Annotated in this window: 19 protein-coding genes; 17 read left to right on the top strand and 2 right to left on the bottom strand. The window is 41.8% G+C overall.

What is annotated here, in order from left to right:
- Positions 1-217: 217 nt before the first annotated feature.
- Genes trpE through KFT32_RS00410 form a run of 8 tightly spaced genes read left to right on the top strand, consistent with a single transcriptional unit; the run spans position 218 to position 8,592 of the window.
- Positions 218-1,777, top strand: a complete 1,560-nt coding sequence (gene trpE / locus KFT32_RS00445) for an anthranilate synthase component I (protein ID WP_211745010.1) — start codon at positions 218-220, stop codon at positions 1,775-1,777.
- Between the two features lie 21 nt (positions 1,778-1,798).
- Positions 1,799-2,848 (top strand): anthranilate phosphoribosyltransferase, encoded by a 1,050-nt coding sequence (trpD, locus tag KFT32_RS00440; protein WP_211745558.1) that lies wholly within the window; start codon positions 1,799-1,801, stop codon positions 2,846-2,848.
- The gene (trpC, locus tag KFT32_RS00435; RefSeq protein ID WP_211745009.1) at positions 2,832-3,629 is read left to right on the top strand and encodes an indole-3-glycerol phosphate synthase TrpC; all 798 of its coding nucleotides are present in this window, start codon (positions 2,832-2,834) and stop codon (positions 3,627-3,629) included. Before trpD ends, trpC begins: the two co-directional genes overlap by 17 nt.
- Positions 3,630-3,633: 4 nt before the next feature.
- Positions 3,634-4,329, top strand: a complete 696-nt coding sequence (locus KFT32_RS00430; RefSeq protein ID WP_211745007.1) for a phosphoribosylanthranilate isomerase — start codon at positions 3,634-3,636, stop codon at positions 4,327-4,329.
- Positions 4,326-5,522, top strand: a complete 1,197-nt coding sequence (gene trpB, locus KFT32_RS00425; RefSeq protein WP_211745005.1) for a tryptophan synthase subunit beta — start codon at positions 4,326-4,328, stop codon at positions 5,520-5,522. The genes KFT32_RS00430 and trpB overlap by 4 nt, the downstream gene beginning before the upstream one ends.
- The gene (trpA, locus tag KFT32_RS00420) at positions 5,519-6,337 is read left to right on the top strand and encodes a tryptophan synthase subunit alpha (RefSeq protein ID WP_211745003.1); all 819 of its coding nucleotides are present in this window, start codon (positions 5,519-5,521) and stop codon (positions 6,335-6,337) included. The genes trpB and trpA overlap by 4 nt, the downstream gene beginning before the upstream one ends.
- Positions 6,338-6,374: 37 nt before the next feature.
- On the top strand, positions 6,375-7,472 hold the full coding sequence (gene hisC, locus KFT32_RS00415) for a histidinol-phosphate transaminase (protein ID WP_211745001.1): 1,098 nt from the start codon (positions 6,375-6,377) through the stop codon (positions 7,470-7,472).
- 10 nt (positions 7,473-7,482) lie between these two features.
- A complete protein-coding gene (locus KFT32_RS00410; RefSeq protein WP_211745557.1) occupies positions 7,483-8,592 on the top strand; it encodes a prephenate dehydrogenase in 1,110 nt (369 codons plus the stop codon).
- Between the two features lie 798 nt (positions 8,593-9,390).
- On the opposite strand, the gene KFT32_RS00405 is transcribed toward KFT32_RS00410, so the two are convergent.
- Positions 9,391-10,008, bottom strand: coding sequence for a hypothetical protein (locus KFT32_RS00405; protein WP_211744999.1), 618 nt, complete (start codon positions 10,006-10,008; stop codon positions 9,391-9,393).
- A gap of 5 nt (positions 10,009-10,013) precedes the next feature.
- Positions 10,014-10,757: a hypothetical protein gene (locus KFT32_RS00400; protein WP_211744997.1), complete on the bottom strand. Its 744-nt coding sequence runs from the start codon at positions 10,755-10,757 to the stop codon at positions 10,014-10,016.
- 471 nt (positions 10,758-11,228) lie between these two features.
- On the opposite strand from KFT32_RS00400, the gene KFT32_RS00395 reads away from it, so the two are divergent.
- The 9 genes from KFT32_RS00395 (at position 11,229) to KFT32_RS00355 (ending at position 17,549) form a co-directional block, all read left to right on the top strand.
- Positions 11,229-11,822 carry an RNA polymerase sigma factor gene (locus tag KFT32_RS00395; protein WP_211744995.1) on the top strand — a complete coding sequence of 198 codons (594 nt, stop codon included), beginning with the start codon at positions 11,229-11,231 and terminating at the stop codon, positions 11,820-11,822.
- Positions 11,819-12,412, top strand: coding sequence for an anti-sigma factor family protein (locus tag KFT32_RS00390; protein ID WP_211744993.1), 594 nt, complete (start codon positions 11,819-11,821; stop codon positions 12,410-12,412). The genes KFT32_RS00395 and KFT32_RS00390 overlap by 4 nt, the downstream gene beginning before the upstream one ends.
- 26 nt (positions 12,413-12,438) lie before the next feature.
- Positions 12,439-13,041, top strand: a complete 603-nt coding sequence (locus tag KFT32_RS00385) for a histidine phosphatase family protein (RefSeq protein WP_211744991.1) — start codon at positions 12,439-12,441, stop codon at positions 13,039-13,041.
- Positions 13,042-13,311: 270 nt separating this feature from the next.
- Positions 13,312-14,415 (top strand): hypothetical protein, encoded by a 1,104-nt coding sequence (locus KFT32_RS00380; protein ID WP_211744989.1) that lies wholly within the window; start codon positions 13,312-13,314, stop codon positions 14,413-14,415.
- Between the two features lie 58 nt (positions 14,416-14,473).
- Positions 14,474-14,653 carry an IDEAL domain-containing protein gene (locus KFT32_RS00375; protein WP_211744988.1) on the top strand — a complete coding sequence of 60 codons (180 nt, stop codon included), beginning with the start codon at positions 14,474-14,476 and terminating at the stop codon, positions 14,651-14,653.
- 145 nt (positions 14,654-14,798) lie between these two features.
- Positions 14,799-15,236, top strand: a complete 438-nt coding sequence (locus tag KFT32_RS00370) for a DUF2487 family protein (RefSeq protein ID WP_211744987.1) — start codon at positions 14,799-14,801, stop codon at positions 15,234-15,236.
- A gap of 190 nt (positions 15,237-15,426) precedes the next feature.
- Positions 15,427-15,969, top strand: a complete 543-nt coding sequence (locus KFT32_RS00365; protein ID WP_211744986.1) for a Rieske (2Fe-2S) protein — start codon at positions 15,427-15,429, stop codon at positions 15,967-15,969.
- 15 nt (positions 15,970-15,984) lie between these two features.
- Complete coding sequence (qcrB, locus tag KFT32_RS00360) at positions 15,985-16,656, top strand: menaquinol-cytochrome c reductase cytochrome b subunit (RefSeq protein ID WP_191799267.1); 672 nt, start codon at positions 15,985-15,987, stop codon at positions 16,654-16,656.
- Positions 16,657-16,676: 20 nt separating this feature from the next.
- Positions 16,677-17,549 (top strand): menaquinol-cytochrome c reductase cytochrome b/c subunit, encoded by an 873-nt coding sequence (locus KFT32_RS00355; RefSeq protein ID WP_211744985.1) that lies wholly within the window; start codon positions 16,677-16,679, stop codon positions 17,547-17,549.
- Positions 17,550-17,660 lie beyond the last annotated feature (111 nt).

The raw sequence follows: 17,660 nt of genomic DNA, 5'->3' as shown, positions 1-17,660 counted from the left end.
CATAAGGGAGACAAGAATGATCCTTAGATAACGTATCTTTGGGTTAGGCTGTTTCATAGTACACAGATAGATCACAGCCATGATCGGATCATGCTATTTACACATGCTTATATTATTGTTTTCATGAACCTCTACGGTCTCGTAGAGGTTTTTTTGCATATACGCACTCTACTTCCATCCATCTACACTCTGCCATTTTATTTATAAGGAGTGTTTCATGATGAATAGAGAAGCCCAGGAAGTATTGAAACTGGCAGGAGAATATAATCTAATTCCGGTAGTGAAACGGATTTTGGCAGATATGGAGACACCGATTCGTCTGTTTAGTCGGTTTGCTAATGAGGAATATGCATTTTTACTGGAAAGTGTTGAAGGAGGTAGTCAGTGGGCTAGATATTCGTTTATTGGCACCGCCCCTTTTTTATCCATATCAGGAAAAAATGGCGTGATGACTCTCACTCACAAAGGTCAAAAAACGCAAATGAAAGGAAAACCGATTGAAGAACTGAAGGCACTGCTCAGACAGTACCGGAGCCCGAAAATTAAAGACTTACCTCCCTTTACAGGAGGTGCCATCGGATTCTTTGGATACGATTTACTTCAATATTATGAAAAGCTCTCGAAACATGCAGTGGATGATCTGCAGATGGAAGATATTCAGTTCATGTTTTGTGATGAAATTATCGTCTTTGATCATGTGAAACAGCAGCTCTTGCTCGTAGGAAATGTACATGTAAATCCCGGTGATCTAGATGAGGATATTCTTGAAACTTATCGAAAGGTAACGGATCGACTGGAACAACTTGCAGGCCAGCTCGCTGAAGAAGGTCCTACGGAGAATGCCAATCGTTTATCCATTCCGAGCGGAGTCGAGCTTGGCACAGTACACTCTAACCTTACGAAAGAAAAGTTTCTATCGAACGCGGAGCAGGCCAAAGAATATATTCGGGCAGGGGATATTTTTCAGGTTGTATTATCCCAGCGTTTTCATATCGAGACCGAAGTGTCTCCGCTTCAAGTGTACCGGGTACTGCGGACTCTGAATCCTTCCCCTTATATGTATTATTTAAAAATGGAGGAAGAGATTATCGTCGGAACATCACCTGAACCGCTGGTAAAAGTGGATGGCGGCCGCGTGCAGACGAGACCTATTGCGGGAACAAGACCCCGCGGGCTCACGGAAGAGCAGGATGAGGAACTCGCACAGGATTTACTTACTGACGAGAAGGAGCGGGCAGAACATCTGATGTTGGTGGATCTTGGGCGAAACGATATTGGTAAGGTCAGTGAATTTGGCAGTGTTAAATGTGACTCCTATATGGAAATTGAGAAATACTCGCACGTGATGCATATGGTTTCAAACGTATCAGGCAAGCTGAGAGAAGATCGTGATTTCTTTGATGCATTTTTATCTTGTCTGCCGGCTGGAACGGTATCAGGGGCTCCAAAGCTAAGAGCAATGGAAATTATTGCTGAATTAGAACGAGAAGCTAGAGGAGCATACGCAGGAGCTATTGGATATCTAGGTTTTACAGGCAATATGGATACATGTATTACGATCCGCACCATTATTTTCAAAAAAGGAAAAGCATATGTGCAGGCAGGTGCAGGAATCGTATGGGATTCGGTACCTGAGAAAGAGTATGAAGAAACAGTAAACAAAGCGAAAGCATTGCTAACGGCGATCCGATATGCTGAAGCGATGTTTCCGAGACAGCCATCAGTACCTGAGTTTGCAAACCAAGACTACATTTGTATGTCTAATCTAAGAGGATAAGGAGGAGGAGTAAACATGAGTATGTTAAGTAGTATAACAGCCGTTCAGCATGGCCTTAGCCAAATATTAAGAGGGCATGATCTATCGCAGGAAGAAGCAAGACTTGTAATGTCCAGTATTATGAATGGAGAGGCAACGCCGTCCCAGATCGGTGGCTTATTAACAGCACTTCGCTTAAAAGGCGAGACAGTTAACGAGATTACAGGTTTTGCTGAGGCGATGCGAAGTTCAGCAGACAAGTTGATAACAGATCAGCAAAATCTGCTGGATACATGCGGAACGGGAGGATCAGGTATTAGCAAATTTAATATTTCAACGGCATCGGCTATCATTGCCTCCTCCGTATTCGTTCGCGTAGCGAAACACGGGAATCGCTCCGCAAGCAGCAAAGCGGGAAGTGCAGATGTGCTGGAAGCTTTAGGTGTAAATATTCATCTGAACAAAGACCAAGCCAAAGCATGCCTTGATGAAATTAATATATGTTTCTTATTTGCTCAGCTGTACCATCCATCTATGAAGTATGCAGCAGGACCGCGCAAAGAACTGGGATTCCGTACGGTATTCAATATGCTGGGTCCGCTAACGAATCCGGCTGGAGCAGATCGTCAGGTGTTGGGACTTTACGATATAACCAAAACGGAGATCATTGCTGAGGTGCTAGGAAGACTTGGGCTAAAAAGAGCGCTGGTCGTCGCAAGTTATGATGGACTGGATGAGATTAGTATTTCGGATAGAACCAAAGTTTCTGAACTAAAGGATGGTACAATTCACACCTACGATATTCATCCGAATGATCTGGGGCTTCGAGTACACCCGCTAACTAGCGTTCTCGGAGGTAGTGCAACGGATAATGCTGAAATTATCAAAAATGTATTGTCTGGAGAAATGAGCCCTTATCGTGATATTGTCCTTGCTAACAGCGGTGCTTCCATCTATGTAACAGGCCTTGCGGGAAGTTTGGCCGAAGGAGTTCATATGGCTAAAGGTGCGATTGATTCCGGCAAAGCATATGAAAAGCTGACACAACTTATTCAAAAAACGGGGGAGTATGAACATGAGCACGTATCTTGATCGCATTGTCGCCACAAAAATAGATGAAGTAAATAAGTTGAAACAGAGTTTTAATATCGCTGCAGCTGAGAGTCAAATTGCAGGGATGCCTGAAACGAAAGGGTTTGAAAATGCTCTATCTAGAACCCATTCTCGCGGGATGGGATTGATTGCAGAAGTGAAAAAGGCTTCCCCATCAAAAGGGCTGATCCGTCCTGATTTTAATCCAGTACTTATTGCAAAAGCCTATGAGGAGGCAGGAACTGATTGTATATCCGTTCTGACAGACGAATCCTATTTTCAGGGGCAGGCGGCCTATTTGACACAAATAAGAAACGAAGTGACTGTTCCCTTGCTTCGTAAAGATTTTATTATTAGTGAGCTTCAGATTGCCGAAGCCCGCTTGATTGGTGCTGATGCGATCTTACTGATAGCAAGTATTTTGACACAAGATCAAATGGGAAGGTTCCATCGGTATGCGAAAGATTTAGGACTTGATGTACTCGTAGAAGTGCACGATGAGCAAGAACTTAATCAGGTGCTTGAGCTAAGTACGGCCACACTCATTGGTATTAATAATCGCAATCTTAAAACCTTTGAAACGAATCTTAGTACAACTGCTCTATTGTCAGCACAGGTGCCTTCACATATCACGCTTATTAGTGAAAGCGGCATTCGTACGAAAGCTGATGTGGAGTATTTGAAAACGACCGGGGCCAAAGGAATTCTGGTTGGCGAGCAATTTATGCGAAATGAAAATGTGGGTGAAGCGGTGCTCGAACTGATGGGAGCGGGGAAGTGAAACGATGTCTGAAAGCAAAGTAGAGCATAAGCCTCTCGTAAAAATATGTGGACTTCAGGACGTTGAAGTGCTAAAATCTATGAAGCACTTAACTGTCGATTTTATTGGATTTGTTTTTGCAAGATCAAAGCGTCAGGTAACGGCAGCACAAGCTGCTGACTTAGTAAACCTATTTTCTGAGTGGGAAGTTCGACCGTTACCGAAATCAGTCGGGGTATTTGTAAATCCTAAGCTGGAAGAGGTAGAAGGGATTCTTGAACAAGTTTCTCTGGATGTAATTCAGCTTCATGGAGGAGAATCTCCAGAATTTTGCCGTGAACTCAAAGCAAGATTGGGTGTAGAAGTGTTCAAGGTATTTTCACTAAATAGTAATCCGAATGAATTAGAGGAAGATATAGAAGCGACCTTAGCACCCTACCAGGGGGCAGTGGACGCAATTCTTATAGATACGTTTGACCCTTTATATGGTGGGGGTTCAGGCAAAACATTTGCTTGGGACAGGAGTTTACCCTATCAGATTTGGGCACGAAAAATGAACATTCCTTTATTTGTTGCCGGAGGTTTACAGCCTGATAATGTTAATGAACTTGTTAATTCATATTCACCAGATGGAGTAGATGTATCCAGCGGTGTTGAGACAAATGGAATCAAAGACATAAATAAAATGACAGCTTTTGTGGAAAGGGTGAAGAAGGCATGACACTATTACCGGATGCATATGGTCGTTTTGGTCCTTTTGGAGGACGCTATGTACCTGAGACACCAATGAATGCCCTGATTGAACTGGAAGAGGAATTTAAACGTTTTTCGGAAGATGATGAATTTAACGAGGAACTTCGCTATCTTTTGAAGCAATATTCGGGTAGAGAAACGCCGCTCTATTACGCTGAACGCCTGAGTCATCAGCTTGGCGGACCGAAAATTTATTTGAAACGGGAAGATTTGAACCATACAGGTGCCCATAAAATTAATAATGCACTGGCGCAAGGGCTGCTTGCAAAACGAATGGGTAAAAATAAAGTCATTGCTGAGACTGGAGCGGGTCAGCATGGTGTAGCTACTGCGACCGTTGCCGCACTGCTTGGCCTTGAGTGTAAGGTATTTATGGGGGAAGAGGATACTAAACGGCAGCAACTGAACGTGTTCCGTATGAAATTGCTCGGAGCGGAAGTTATTCCGGTTATATCGGGTTCTCGTACGCTGAAAGATGCGGGCAACGAGGCCTTGAGATACTGGGTGAGTAATGTGGAAGATACGTTCTATATATTAGGTTCTGCGGTTGGACCTCACCCGTATCCGCTCATGGTCCGTAACTTTCAGCGTGTCATCGGTGATGAGACCCGTCGTCAGATTTTGGAGAGTGAAGGCAGACTTCCGGATTCTATTGTTGCGCCAGTAGGCGGCGGAAGTAATGCCATCGGTATGTTCTATCCTTTTGTGGAAGATGAGGGTGTTGAACTGATCGGCTGTGAAGCAGCAGGTAAAGGGGTAGATACCGAATTCCATGCTGCTACGATGAGCAAAGGAACACAAGGGGTATTCCAAGGTTCGATGAGTTATTTGCTCCAAGATGAATTTGGACAGGTACGTGAAGCACATTCCATCTCAGCTGGACTAGATTATCCAGGTGTGGGACCGGAGCATTCCTATCTGAAGGACATTAAACGTGCCAAGTATGTACCTATTACAGATCAAGAAGCTCTGGACGCATTACAGCTACTTAGCAGAACGGAAGGGATTATTCCTGCACTTGAATCCGCGCATGCGGTTGCTCATGTAGTGAAAATGGCTCCAACGATGGATAAAGATCAGTTGATTGTTATCTGTCTGTCGGGCCGGGGCGACAAAGATGTAGAATCCATTATGAAATATACGGGAGGTGATCTCGCATGAGTATCCGTTTAAATCTGATGGATGAGACATTTCAATCCTTACAAGCAAAAGGTAAAAAAGCGCTTATTCCTTTTTTAACCGTAGGGGATCCCGATCTTGATACAAGTATTGAAATTATTCGTGAACTGGAAAAGGCGGGGGCTGATGTCATCGAACTAGGCGTGCCTTATTCCGACCCACTTGCCGACGGACCTGTGATCCAGCGTGCCTCGGAACGAGCACTGAAACAGCACATCACGATTCGTACTTGTATGGAGACGGCCAAACGTGCTCGCGCTGCGGGAGTGAAGCTACCATTTGTACTATTCACCTACTATAATCCTGTGCTTCAGACCGGTCTAGATACTTTCTTTGACTTGTTAGTAGATCATGATATTAGCGGGATGATTATTCCGGATCTGCCTATCGAAGAGTCTGCACAGATTCGTGAGTATGCAGATCGTGCTAACATCCATCTCATACCACTGGTTGCTCCAACGTCCAAAACTAGGATTGAAAATATCGTTTCTAATGCGAGAGGGTTTGTCTACTGCGTATCTTCACTGGGTGTAACAGGCGAGAGAGCTTCGTTCCATCAAGAAATTGATGAATTTATTGCTTCCGTCAAATCGTACACAAACCTTCCTGTTGCCATTGGATTTGGTATATCCAGCCGTGAACAAGTAGAGCGTTTCTCTAAGATTTGCGATGGTGTTGTCGTAGGCAGTGCGATTGTTCGAGAGATTGAAAATACAATTCCTCTGTTATCCAATCCAGATACGAAGGAACAAGGACTTTTGCAAATTCGTCAATTTGTGGCACAATTGAAAGTATAGTTTTTATATATATTTTACCAGAAGGAGGGGCTTGTCTATGAAACCTAAATCTCAAATTGTTCATTTACCCGTATACAAACCAGGAAAGCCCATTGAAGAAGTGAAAAGAGAACTGGGACTCAGTGAAGTAATCAAGCTTGCTTCCAATGAGAATCCTTACGGGAGTTCCAAGCTTGTCCATGACGTTATACAGAAGGAACTGGCTCATCTGAGTTTATATCCGGATGGTTCTGCAGGAGAACTGACTGCTGATTTGGCAGCACATCTTGGTGTGCAAAAAGACCAAATTATTTTTGGTGCAGGTTCAGACGAAGTCATTGCTTTGATTGCTAGAGCCTTTCTCATTCACGGTGACGAGACAATCATGGCAGATCAAACCTTCTCTGTGTATAAGAGTAATGCGGATATCGAAGGAGCTGTAAGTATCGAGGTTCCTCTCGTTAACGGTACGCATGATCTGGAAGGCATGTTGTCCAAAGTTACAGCTAGAACAAAGATTATTTGGGTATGTAACCCTAATAATCCGACGGGTACCATTATAACTCATGATGAGCTCGTATCCTTTATGGACCGTGTTCCTTCAGACGTTATGGTTGTTCTTGATGAAGCGTATTATGAATATGTTACGGATGAGTCATACCCAGAAACCGTTCCAATGCTGCAACAATACAACAACCTTGTAATCTTGCGGACGTTCTCTAAAATTTACGGACTTGCTTCTTTGCGTATTGGTTACGGGGTAGGGCAACCAGAGGTGATCTCACTGATTAATCAGGTTAGAGAACCTTTTAATACAACGAGATTTGGTCAAATTGCTGCACGTGCGGCTCTTCGGGATCAAGATTTTGTAAAAGCTTGCCGTGATAAGAATCGTGAAGGCATTACCTATCTTCAAGCTGAATTCGACCGTCTAGGTCTTCACTATTTCCCTTCACAGGGTAACTTTGTACTTGTGCATATAGGCAAACCGGCTGCCGAAATGTTTGATGCATTACTGCGACAAGGTATTATTATTCGTCCTGGATTCCAAGTGTATCCTGACTACATTCGGGTTTCCGTGGGGACACCTGAACAGAATGAAGCGTTCGTGAAAGCGTTGGAACATGCGCTGAATCCTGAGCGCTCGGAAGTATAATATTTTGTTCATGAATTCAGAAGGCAGTATTCGCAAAATAGCGATCTTTGGCGTGGGGCTCATTGGAGGGTCCCTCGCCCTTTGTTTTAAAGGGAAGCCGGGAATTACAGTAGTAGGTTACGCACATGAGCCTGAATTAAAAGAAAGATATGTGCAAAGCGGAGTACTCGATCAAGCAACTTTGTCTATTGAAGAAGCGGCACTGGATGCTGATTTTATTTTTTTAAGTGTACCGGTAGGCATGCTGAATCATTATCTTCAAGTATTAAATAAGCTACCACTGAAAAAGGGTTGTATCATTACGGATGTGGGCAGTACAAAAGCTTCGATTACAGCTGCAGCGGAGACTTTAGATTTTCGGGATGTACATTTTATCGGGGGACACCCAATGGCGGGTTCAGAACGATCTGGAGTTGAGGCTGCGTCTCCCTTACTGTTTGAAAACGCCTATTATGTACTAACGCCGCAATCTAATGTATCTGATGAGGTGTTTGAGAAGCTGAAAAACTTGTTGTCTTATACAAGGGCTCAGGTCATACGGGTAGAACCCGAACATCATGATGATATTGTGGGCGCAATTAGCCATCTTCCTCATATCATTGCGGTTGCTCTGGTAAATCAAATCAGCAGCTATAACCGTACTGAACCTTTGTACCAGCTACTTGCAGCAGGGGGGTTCCGTGATATCACAAGAATTGCCTCCAGTGATCCAGTGGTATGGCGTGATATATTGCTAAGTAATCGTGAAGTGCTCCTGCGTCTGCTTAGCGACTGGAACGAGCAGGTACAGCAATTTACACAGGTATTAGAGAAACGTGACGGAGAAGCAATCGAAACGGCTTTCCGCGAAGCAGGTTCTTTCCGTGATCAATTGCCTGAACGTAGAAAAGGCGTTATTAATGCTTTATTTGATATATATATTGACGTTCCCGATACACCGGGGATTATTGGCCGGATTGCAACTGAACTGGGTACCGCTCGGATCAATCTTAGTAATATGCAGATTATTGAGAGCAGAGAAGATGTACCTGGCATCCTGAGATTATCTTTCCGGCAGGAAGAAGAGATGGAGAGAGCGATTGAACTCCTCACCAATTTGGAATATACGGTACGAAGTTAATAAGAGAGGGGAAAGCCCTCTCTTTATTCATTAATAAAACCGCTTTATTTAAATAAAAAAGCAAGATAATAAATTAATGTATAAATATGGTTGACAAAATGAAAACGTATACATATAATAAAAGTACAGTATGGTTTCTCTCCACTCCTATCCAATAACTGGTTGTTCTGAAAATGAACAACGGGCCGCGAATATTCGCGGCCTCTTTTTTTTGAAGAGAAAGGCTTATTTTATCAGTGAACGTGACTTTTCGGAAAAACCTTATTGGTTTCCATTAATTAACTGTTATTAATTTTCGATAAAGTGTAATGTTTGTTTTGTTCTAGATACTAGTGAAATAGGGAACATCAGACATCATGATCATACATAAAAGAGAAGGTATGATAATGCTACTATTCCTTTTGTTTATTTGTCTTTTACTTTCCATACTCTTTATAGTAAGAGAGGGCGAGAATATTCTCAAGAAAATATCTTTTGTAGTGTTAACTACTAGTGTGTTACTAAGTATATTACTTATTAACCATGCTGTTTTTGGGGGAGTGAATAATGATATTGAGTTCCTTTCCATATTTGTTTTCAGTGCATCCTCCATCTTTGAGAAAATTCAAATAATGTTCTGCGTTTCTTTAATAGCAATGACTGTTTATATATTTGCTAATAAAAATGAATAAGACAGATTCACAACCCGTTATGATAAAAGAAGTCCTTCTCTTATTCATAACGGGTTGTTCTGAAAATAAACAAGGGCCGCGAATATTCGCGGCCTCTTTTTTAAGATGATTAATTTTTACGTATTCGTTAACTCGCCAAAGTGAGTAGCGTTTTGCCCATACGCAATATAAAAAGGCTAGTGATCCATAGGATGATTGCTGAACCAAACCCAACTACGCTCATAAATGCCATAATCGGATGTCCTGCAATATGAATCGTTTCTGGTATAAACAACCAGGTAAGGATGGCGATCAAACAGAGAAGCACACCTGAATAATAATAAATGTTTATCCTGAATAGAGAAGCGAGCGGAAAAAAGTGAATTCCGACGATGATAGCAATGATCAGTGGGATGAGCTCAATATGATGGGTAATGTTACATATTGAAATTGCGATACCAATAGCGATTCCTTCTCCTACGAAAATGAAGTTGAATAAGCGCATGGTCTTTTTTTTACTTTTTCCATTTAGAGCAGGAACTTGTTGTTGTATGAGGCGTGAAGACCGGATAAGGGATATTCCGCCAATGACTAAAGTAATCCCGATAGCAGCAGTTAGAAGTAATAGTGTGACCTCTCCCCAACCTTGTAGACCCATAGTGCCAGTGTAGGCCCACAACATACCGAATATCGCCATAAAAAGTACGCCAGTGGCAGTAGAACGGATCTCGTAACCGGTAATGTCTCCGGATCGATTAGTTTTCATTATTATCATCCTCCTATTTTTTGTGATGAATCAAATGATGATTTCCTTTGTGGGGATCCGGTCCAGACGTCATTAAGTTCAGGTGCCTGCCACCAGAAAAAATCCCGATACACTAAATCCGCGGATAAAAAAAGCAAGGATTGAGACCTGGAATCAAGGAATGTTAGCTCATATTGCGAAATGTCGGTCTTTTCTAATTTATTGAGAGAAGTAAATAAAGATTCGATATCGGATAAAAGCGAGTTGACCTCAGATAAGTCCGTATATAACTTGACGACTACAAGATTGCCACCCAGAGTACAATTCTTAATTCGGATAGAATGGGTTTTTATGTGGTGTGAAGTAAATGCGCGCTCAACTTTTTGTAATACTTTTTGAGAATGGAGTGAGCTGGGTCTATCCGTTGCATAAGAAGGGATGTTTGTAATATTATTCGTTGTTCCATTATAGATGACCTCTCCATTTTTCCGGAGGATAAGATGAAGATTGTTGAGGTTGTTATCCTCTTTTGCTTTCCGTCGTGCGTCATTATGGATGGATCGAATCCATCTTGCAGTAGAACCTGGTTCGTTGTCATTCTCAGGCAGGGAAAGATCATAATACATTGTGTCGCCCTTAGTGCTTACTATGGAGTGAACAGGATCAAAGGGTTCATCACAATAAGAATGGTGTATATCATTTATACCAATAAAAGTAAGTAATCCGGTCGCCAAAATGACTCCTACAAATGAAAATCCTCGCTTTTTCACTTAGAACCTCCTGTTAAATGAATTATATATAACAAACTATTTATTGTTATTAGAAGTTGCATATATTCCAAATTTTATTATAACTAGCACAATAACGAATTAATTATGTTTATTTGGTAGCTGTTCCATCGTATTTATTGTGATTATCTTGAGCCTAGTCAGGCTATTTGACTTAGTCTTAAAGTAGTGTGGAGAAAGAAGTAACAAATATTTCACTATTTTAAAGGGAATCTTTGGTGGATTGTATGGTATAATGTTCCTTGAATTTAAAAATTTGAATAGGAAAGTGTTACTACATAAGGATTTTCACATAAAAGGCAAGAACATTTATTCATCAAAATACCAAATTAAAATATTACACCTTTGTAATTTTTTTAGAGTTAAGTTCGGATTCCCACTCTACTAAGCGTTGGAACAAGATGTTTTCGTAGAAAAGGGTGCTGAGGAACAGCAAGGAGGAGCTTAGACCTAATGGATGATTCAGAGTTGATTAAGGAAATCAAAGAAGGAAACATTGAGCTATATTCTGAGCTCATGCGACGTTATGAACGTAAAATGTACGCTTTTGTTTATCACATGCTACGAAGTTCGGGACTCGAGCATATGTCAGAGGATCTGGTCTCGGAAACTTTTTATAAGGCCTATCGGAGTTTGGCCTCATTCCGTGAGATTGATGCATCTTTCTCCACCTGGGTGTATACTATTGCTAGAAATACAGTTCTTAGCGAGCTTCGAAAACATCGGGGAAGTGATGTACCACTTGAAGAAAGTGGCGTAATTCCTATTGCTTCTTTGGATACCGCCCCTGAACAAGCGATGCTAAGAAGTGAACGTGTCATTAAAGTGCGCGAAGCGATAAATAATTTACCTGATAAGCAACGAACAGCCATTATTCTGAGAGAGTATGATCAGATGGATTATCAGGAAATTTCAGATATTTTAGGTCAAACTGTAAGTTCCGTCAAATCATTATTATTCCGTGCACGCATGAGCGTGAAGAATCAATTGCATTCTTATTTCTTTGAACCGATTTATGAGGAATATGAAGGGATGAAGAATCGATGAATTGCAGCGAAGCCCAGGAGTATATGGCAGCAGTTTGGGATTTGTCCGCAAATCACCCGGTACGACTTGAACTGAATAAACATATAAAAGAATGTCCTGAATGCGCTTTGGAATACAGACAATGGGAGGAACTGTACGATCTTGTTCCTGAGACTTGTGAATCTGTCCCCGAGAAGCAGCTAAATTCTATGCACTCTAAGGTGATGGACAAGATATATAAAGACAATCCGCATATTCAAAGAAATGATATGAAATCCTATAAATGGACGAAAGCTACAGCTCATCGCTTTTCTATCTGGATTTCCGCTTGTCTTGCTTTGTTATTATGCAGTATCGTCTTGATCATCCTAAAAGCAAGTTCTGATGGTGACGGGAGCACGATGGATGTAGCTGGCATTGTTCCTACAGGTGTGGCAAAGAGTACACCAGCACTATCGTTATTTACTCATGACGCTAAAGGGACTTCAGGTATTATAGAACCCTTTGTGGCAGGGATGCCAGCTTATCCGGAATACTGGATGTTAATATCCTTGCTGGCTTTAGGGATGGCTCTATTCTCTTTACGCAGAATGCATCACATCACAAAATAACAAAAAGAGAAGGGGGTAGAAAAGGTATGAGAATTGGTTTAATACGTCACGGGCTTACGGATTGGAATGTGGCTGGACGAATTCAGGGTCGCAGTGACATTCCTCTCAATGAGGAAGGTAGAAGGCAGGCCAAGCTTCTTGGGGAGCGTCTTCTGACGGAACCTTATCAATGGGACTATATTATTACCAGTGGGTTGTCGCGTGCTCAGGAAACAGGAGAGATTATTAGCGGTATTATTCATGTCCCTTTGCTTCCACCTGATGAACGTCTTCAGGAGAGATCCTTTGGGCAGGCTGAAGGTCTGACCCAGGAAGAGCGAGAAGCCAAATGGGGAGTAGATTGGAATTCATTAGATTTGGGGCAGGAAAAGGAACCAGAAATGCGCTTAAGAGCCCTTGCTTTTATTAATGATTTGGCACAGCAATATCCGCATCATCATATTCTGGTCGTTTCACATGGCGCCCTTCTAGCACAATTGTACAGAGCACTATATGAAGATCGTTATACTGAACGTATTGGTAATTTGTCTCTTACTATTCTGGAAAATGAAGAAGAGAACTGGAATCCATTGCTCTACAACTGCACTAAGCATTTATTGGAATCAATAAGTGACAAAACAAACAGCTAAGTGCTGTTTCTAAAAGAACCCCTGTAATGCAAGTTTGGCATTACAGGGGTTCTTTTATCTCCAGGGACTACCACAACAACAGGTTGGGAAATATACGCTGCAAGAACCTGGCTACCCTTATTTTGAGTGTCGAAGGACTTTTTCTTAATTGAACAGATTAATCTACTATAAAATAATCCGAATTTAGTTTCGGGTTATTTTTTTTGCTGTAAAGGAATAAATGTTGTAATAATTCCCATAATGGTAGTAAAACGGCGAGGCGATGGAACAATGAATTTAGCGGATCTTCTTACGTATGCTGACATTGGTCAGCTGAACCGCATTGCAAACCATTATGAATGCAACAGTAATACCCATTCAAAACATGAATTGATTCAGAACATTTTGATTACTCTAGGAAGTTCTTCATTTGTTGAAGAACAGATTCGAGATCTTCCAGAGGGGCAGTTGAGCTTTCTGAATGCGTTACTTTTTGATGGAAGGTCCAATTACAGCATAGAAGAACTTACCGCCCTCGCTAAGCAAGCCATCGAACCCAAGGGAGAACGTCCTGCTTCCTATTTTCGCGATATTGTGGTGCAGTTTACGAAACGAGGCTGGTTGTTTAATGGTTCAACACAACAAACAAGGTATTTGTACCGTGTTCCCAAGGATTTGAAAACGAAATTTATGGGAGTTATACAGTCGAAATTTACCGAGCTTGTAGAGGTTGTTCCTGAACCTCCTGTATATCGTGAAGAGCATCATCTCATCGCTGAGGATATCAGATTGTTACTGGAATTTACAGATCAGTATGAAATCCCTCTAAATCAGGAAGGATTTATGTACAAGAGGACGCAGCAACAGCTGATGGAATTTCTTCATGTGAAAGAACAGCTAGTAGGTAAAGCGGGATGGCGTTTTGGATATGGACGCAGTTATAAAGAATATCCTGATCGTTTGGCTCTTCTTTATGATTATGCGATTCATCAGCGTTACCTTTCAGAGAGTGGTGGAATGCTTACCGTTACTGATGAAGGCACCCTTTCTTTTGAAAAATCATCAGAAGAAGAGTTGATACAGATTTTTCGCTATTGGTTAAGACTCTATAAAGGGGCAATTCCGAGTCTTTCTTCCATCGTGTACTGGATTGGGGAATGTGCTCAAGAATGGGTTACTGTATCTTCCCTGCTAGAGAGTATGGGCGAAATGATCCATCCCTTCTACTATGATACGAATGAAGCGGTTCTAAAACAGCGCATACTTCAAATGATGATGCATCTGGGAATGGTTCGTATCGGAGAACATCCCGAGAAGGGACAGGTTGTAAGAATGACACCTTGGGGCAAAAAATTAACAGTAACCTGCAATGCGGTTCAATATACTTCACGCTAACCCGTGTAAAAACCTTAGCTTAGCCTGAAATAATAACAATTGGTTGGAGGTGCATCCTATGGATAAAATGAAAGTTACTTACGAGGTCATGTTAGGACTGGCTGCAGAAATGGTTTGGGACGCGGCATTACGCAAACATCGGAGTGAGCAATTGTATGATGAAATTGACAAGGCACTGGCATCGGGGGATGAAGTGGCTTTCCGCAGCCTGACGGATGAACTGAGATTAATTAATTAAACTTTCGGATCTTTTTCTTTGCACCAAAAAAGTTAAACCCTTTTCTCTTTTTGTAGAGAAGGGTTTTTATTGTTGTATAGAAACTCTTTCCAGTATAGGGAGCAAACATTATAATAGAAATAACATATGCAGAGGAGGCATAATATTGAAATTCAGCGAGATTACATCAGAAGATTGGGGAGATTTGCAGCCGTATCTAGATACCTGCCTTATTCCTTTTACAGGTCTCACCGGGCAAGAATCACCCTATGATACGGTAAGTGCTTTAGAGAGACTTAGAGATTTACTAGATTACGTTGAGATCCCTTTCAAAGGTAGAATCGTAACTTATCCTGCTTTTCATTACAGTCAGTCACAAAACGAAAATGCAATTAATGATCTATGTTCTCGTATCAAAACGGGTGGATTTAAATATGTCATCGTCATGACAGCTGATGAACCACTGGCTAATACTCAAATTCCACAGGCAGACCTTGTATTTTCTTTGCCATTTTTGTCTTCAGAAAGAGGAGAACTTACTAGGGAAAATGCAAGCGAATTCAGAGAATATATACACAGTCAAGTCTATCAAATGTGGTTATAATCCATTTCAAACGGAATTGTGACAAATTACCAACATTTTCATTATAACGCTTCCATTCCCTTTTTGAAAATGTGTGACAAATTCTTGACGGTCCTTGTAGGCTAATATATGATAATGTATGTCCTAGTAATTTGTGGAATTTTTTAAGAGATGAATGAAATAATTGGATGAAAAAGGGGGTCGGAAGAGGATGAGCAATCATAATGACAGTGAGCATAATTTGCCTAAGCCACCCAATCGTAAAGAGATGTCACGCAGACAGTTTCTAACGTACACTTTGGGTGGTGCTACGGCATATATGGCTGCAGGTGTCGTTTTGCCTATGGTTCGATTTGGTGTAGATCCAATACTGCAAAAGAAAGATGAAGGCGCTTTTGTAAAGGTTGTTGAAGTCAGTAAAGTGACATCGGAACCACAAGAATTTCACTTCGAACTGAAACAGCAAGATGGCTGGTATCTTGACAACTCTTCACTTATTGCGTGGGTTCGCAAAGGGGAAGACGGCGTAATATATGCTTTGTCACCAATATGTAAGCATCTTGGATGTACCGTTGGTTACAACACCAACCCTGAGTTGCCAAATCAATATTTCTGCCCTTGCCATGGTGCGCACTATACCCAAGAAGGTAAACAATTGGCAGTAGCTTCCAAGCCACTTGATGAGTACACCGTGAAGGAAGAAGAGGGATGGATTTATCTTGGAGAAATCGTTCCGAATCAGAGAGTCCAATAGGGAAGGCGTGAGTAGATGTTTAAAAATATTTACAACTGGGTCGACGAACGCCTGGATATCACTCCCATTTGGCGTGACGTTGCTGACCATGAAGTTCCCGAACATGTAAATCCTGCCCATCACTTTTCAGCATTTGTGTATTGCTTTGGCGGACTTACGTTCTTCATCACGGTAATTCAGATTCTATCGGGAATGTTTCTAACCATGTATTACGTACCGGATATTATTAATGCTTATGCAAGCGTAGAGTTTCTGCAAACCCAGGTGGCCTTCGGTCAGATCGTACGGGGCATGCACCACTGGGGAGCAAGTTTGGTAATAGTAATGATGTTTTTACATACGATGCGGGTATTTTTCACAGGATCCTATAAAGCCCCACGTGAGATGAACTGGGTCGTAGGGATGTTAATCTTTTTCGTTATGCTTGGACTAGGATTAACAGGTTATTTGCTTCCTTGGGATAACAAAGCGTACTTCGCGACCAAAGTAACACTAGAGATTGCGAATACAGTTCCTTATTTAGGACCTATTATTAAAGAACTTTTACAAGGCGGTACGATTGTCGGAGCCGAGACATTAACAAGATTCTTTGCCCTTCACGTGTTCTTCCTTCCTGCTGTTCTGCTTATTTTACTTGTGGGCCATTTTATTATGATCCGCCGACAAGGTATCTCCGGACCACTATAATAGAAGGGAGGAAAAAACCTATGGCACACGGGAAAAAATCAGACGAAAAAGTTGTTTTTGTTGGTGATTCCAGGGTTCGTAAGGGAATGGGATTCATTACACCACCTGACTATACATCCTATCCAGGGAAATCAGAGGCATTCATACCTAACTTTCTTCTGAAGGAATGGATGGTAGGGGTTGTTGTTCTTGTTGGGTTTCTGGTACTCACGATTTCTGAACCTGCACCTCTTGGATATCCGGCTGATCCAGGTGCATCGGTTATTCCGATGCCGGACTGGTACTTTTTGTTTCTATACCAATATCTGAAGTATCCTTATGCTTCTGGGGATTATGTTGTTCTTGGTACACTCGGTGTTTCAGGTGTAGCCTTTGGTGCTTTGCTTCTTGCGCCTTTTCTGGACACGGGCAAAGAACGTCGATTCTACAAGAGACCTATTGCTTCTACGCTTATGCTGCTGTCCATTGTCTCCGTCTTTTATTTGACGAATGTTGCGTGGACGCATTATCAGCATCAGCTGGCAGAAACCGGTCAAGTTCCTGAACACATTGCACGTGAGGAAGAAGCGCTTGAGAAGCATAATGCAGGACTTCCTACATCAATGGCTCCTACTACGGAAGAGGTTGCTATTGTTGACCCGGACGGGGCAGGTGCTGAGATTTACAAAAAAGCAACCTGTATAACATGCCATGCTGCTGATATGAAAGGCCAAGCCGGACCTTCGCTTCGAGGTATAGGTGATACTCACAGTAAGGAAGAAATTTTGGGTATCATCCATGACGGTGTGGGAAATATGGGAGCTCAATATGATGCTAATATAGCACAAGGTCTTACAGATAAAGATATTGATACTCTTGCGGACTGGCTTGCTTCCCAGAAATCGGCAGAGTAATATTAGAATACGGGTACTACGAAATGGCCTGACTGCTTTCATTAGCAGTCAGGCTTTTTTAGAGATATATCAGTTACTCCGCAGAGTCATAAAATTAAATAGTCAAGGAGG

It is taken from the genome of Paenibacillus sp. Marseille-Q4541 (genome assembly GCF_018310695.1).
GTDB lineage: Bacteria > Bacillota > Bacilli > Paenibacillales > Paenibacillaceae > Paenibacillus.
The sequence above is the reverse complement of the archived record's forward strand: the minus strand, read 5'-3'. Positions and strand labels throughout refer to the sequence as shown.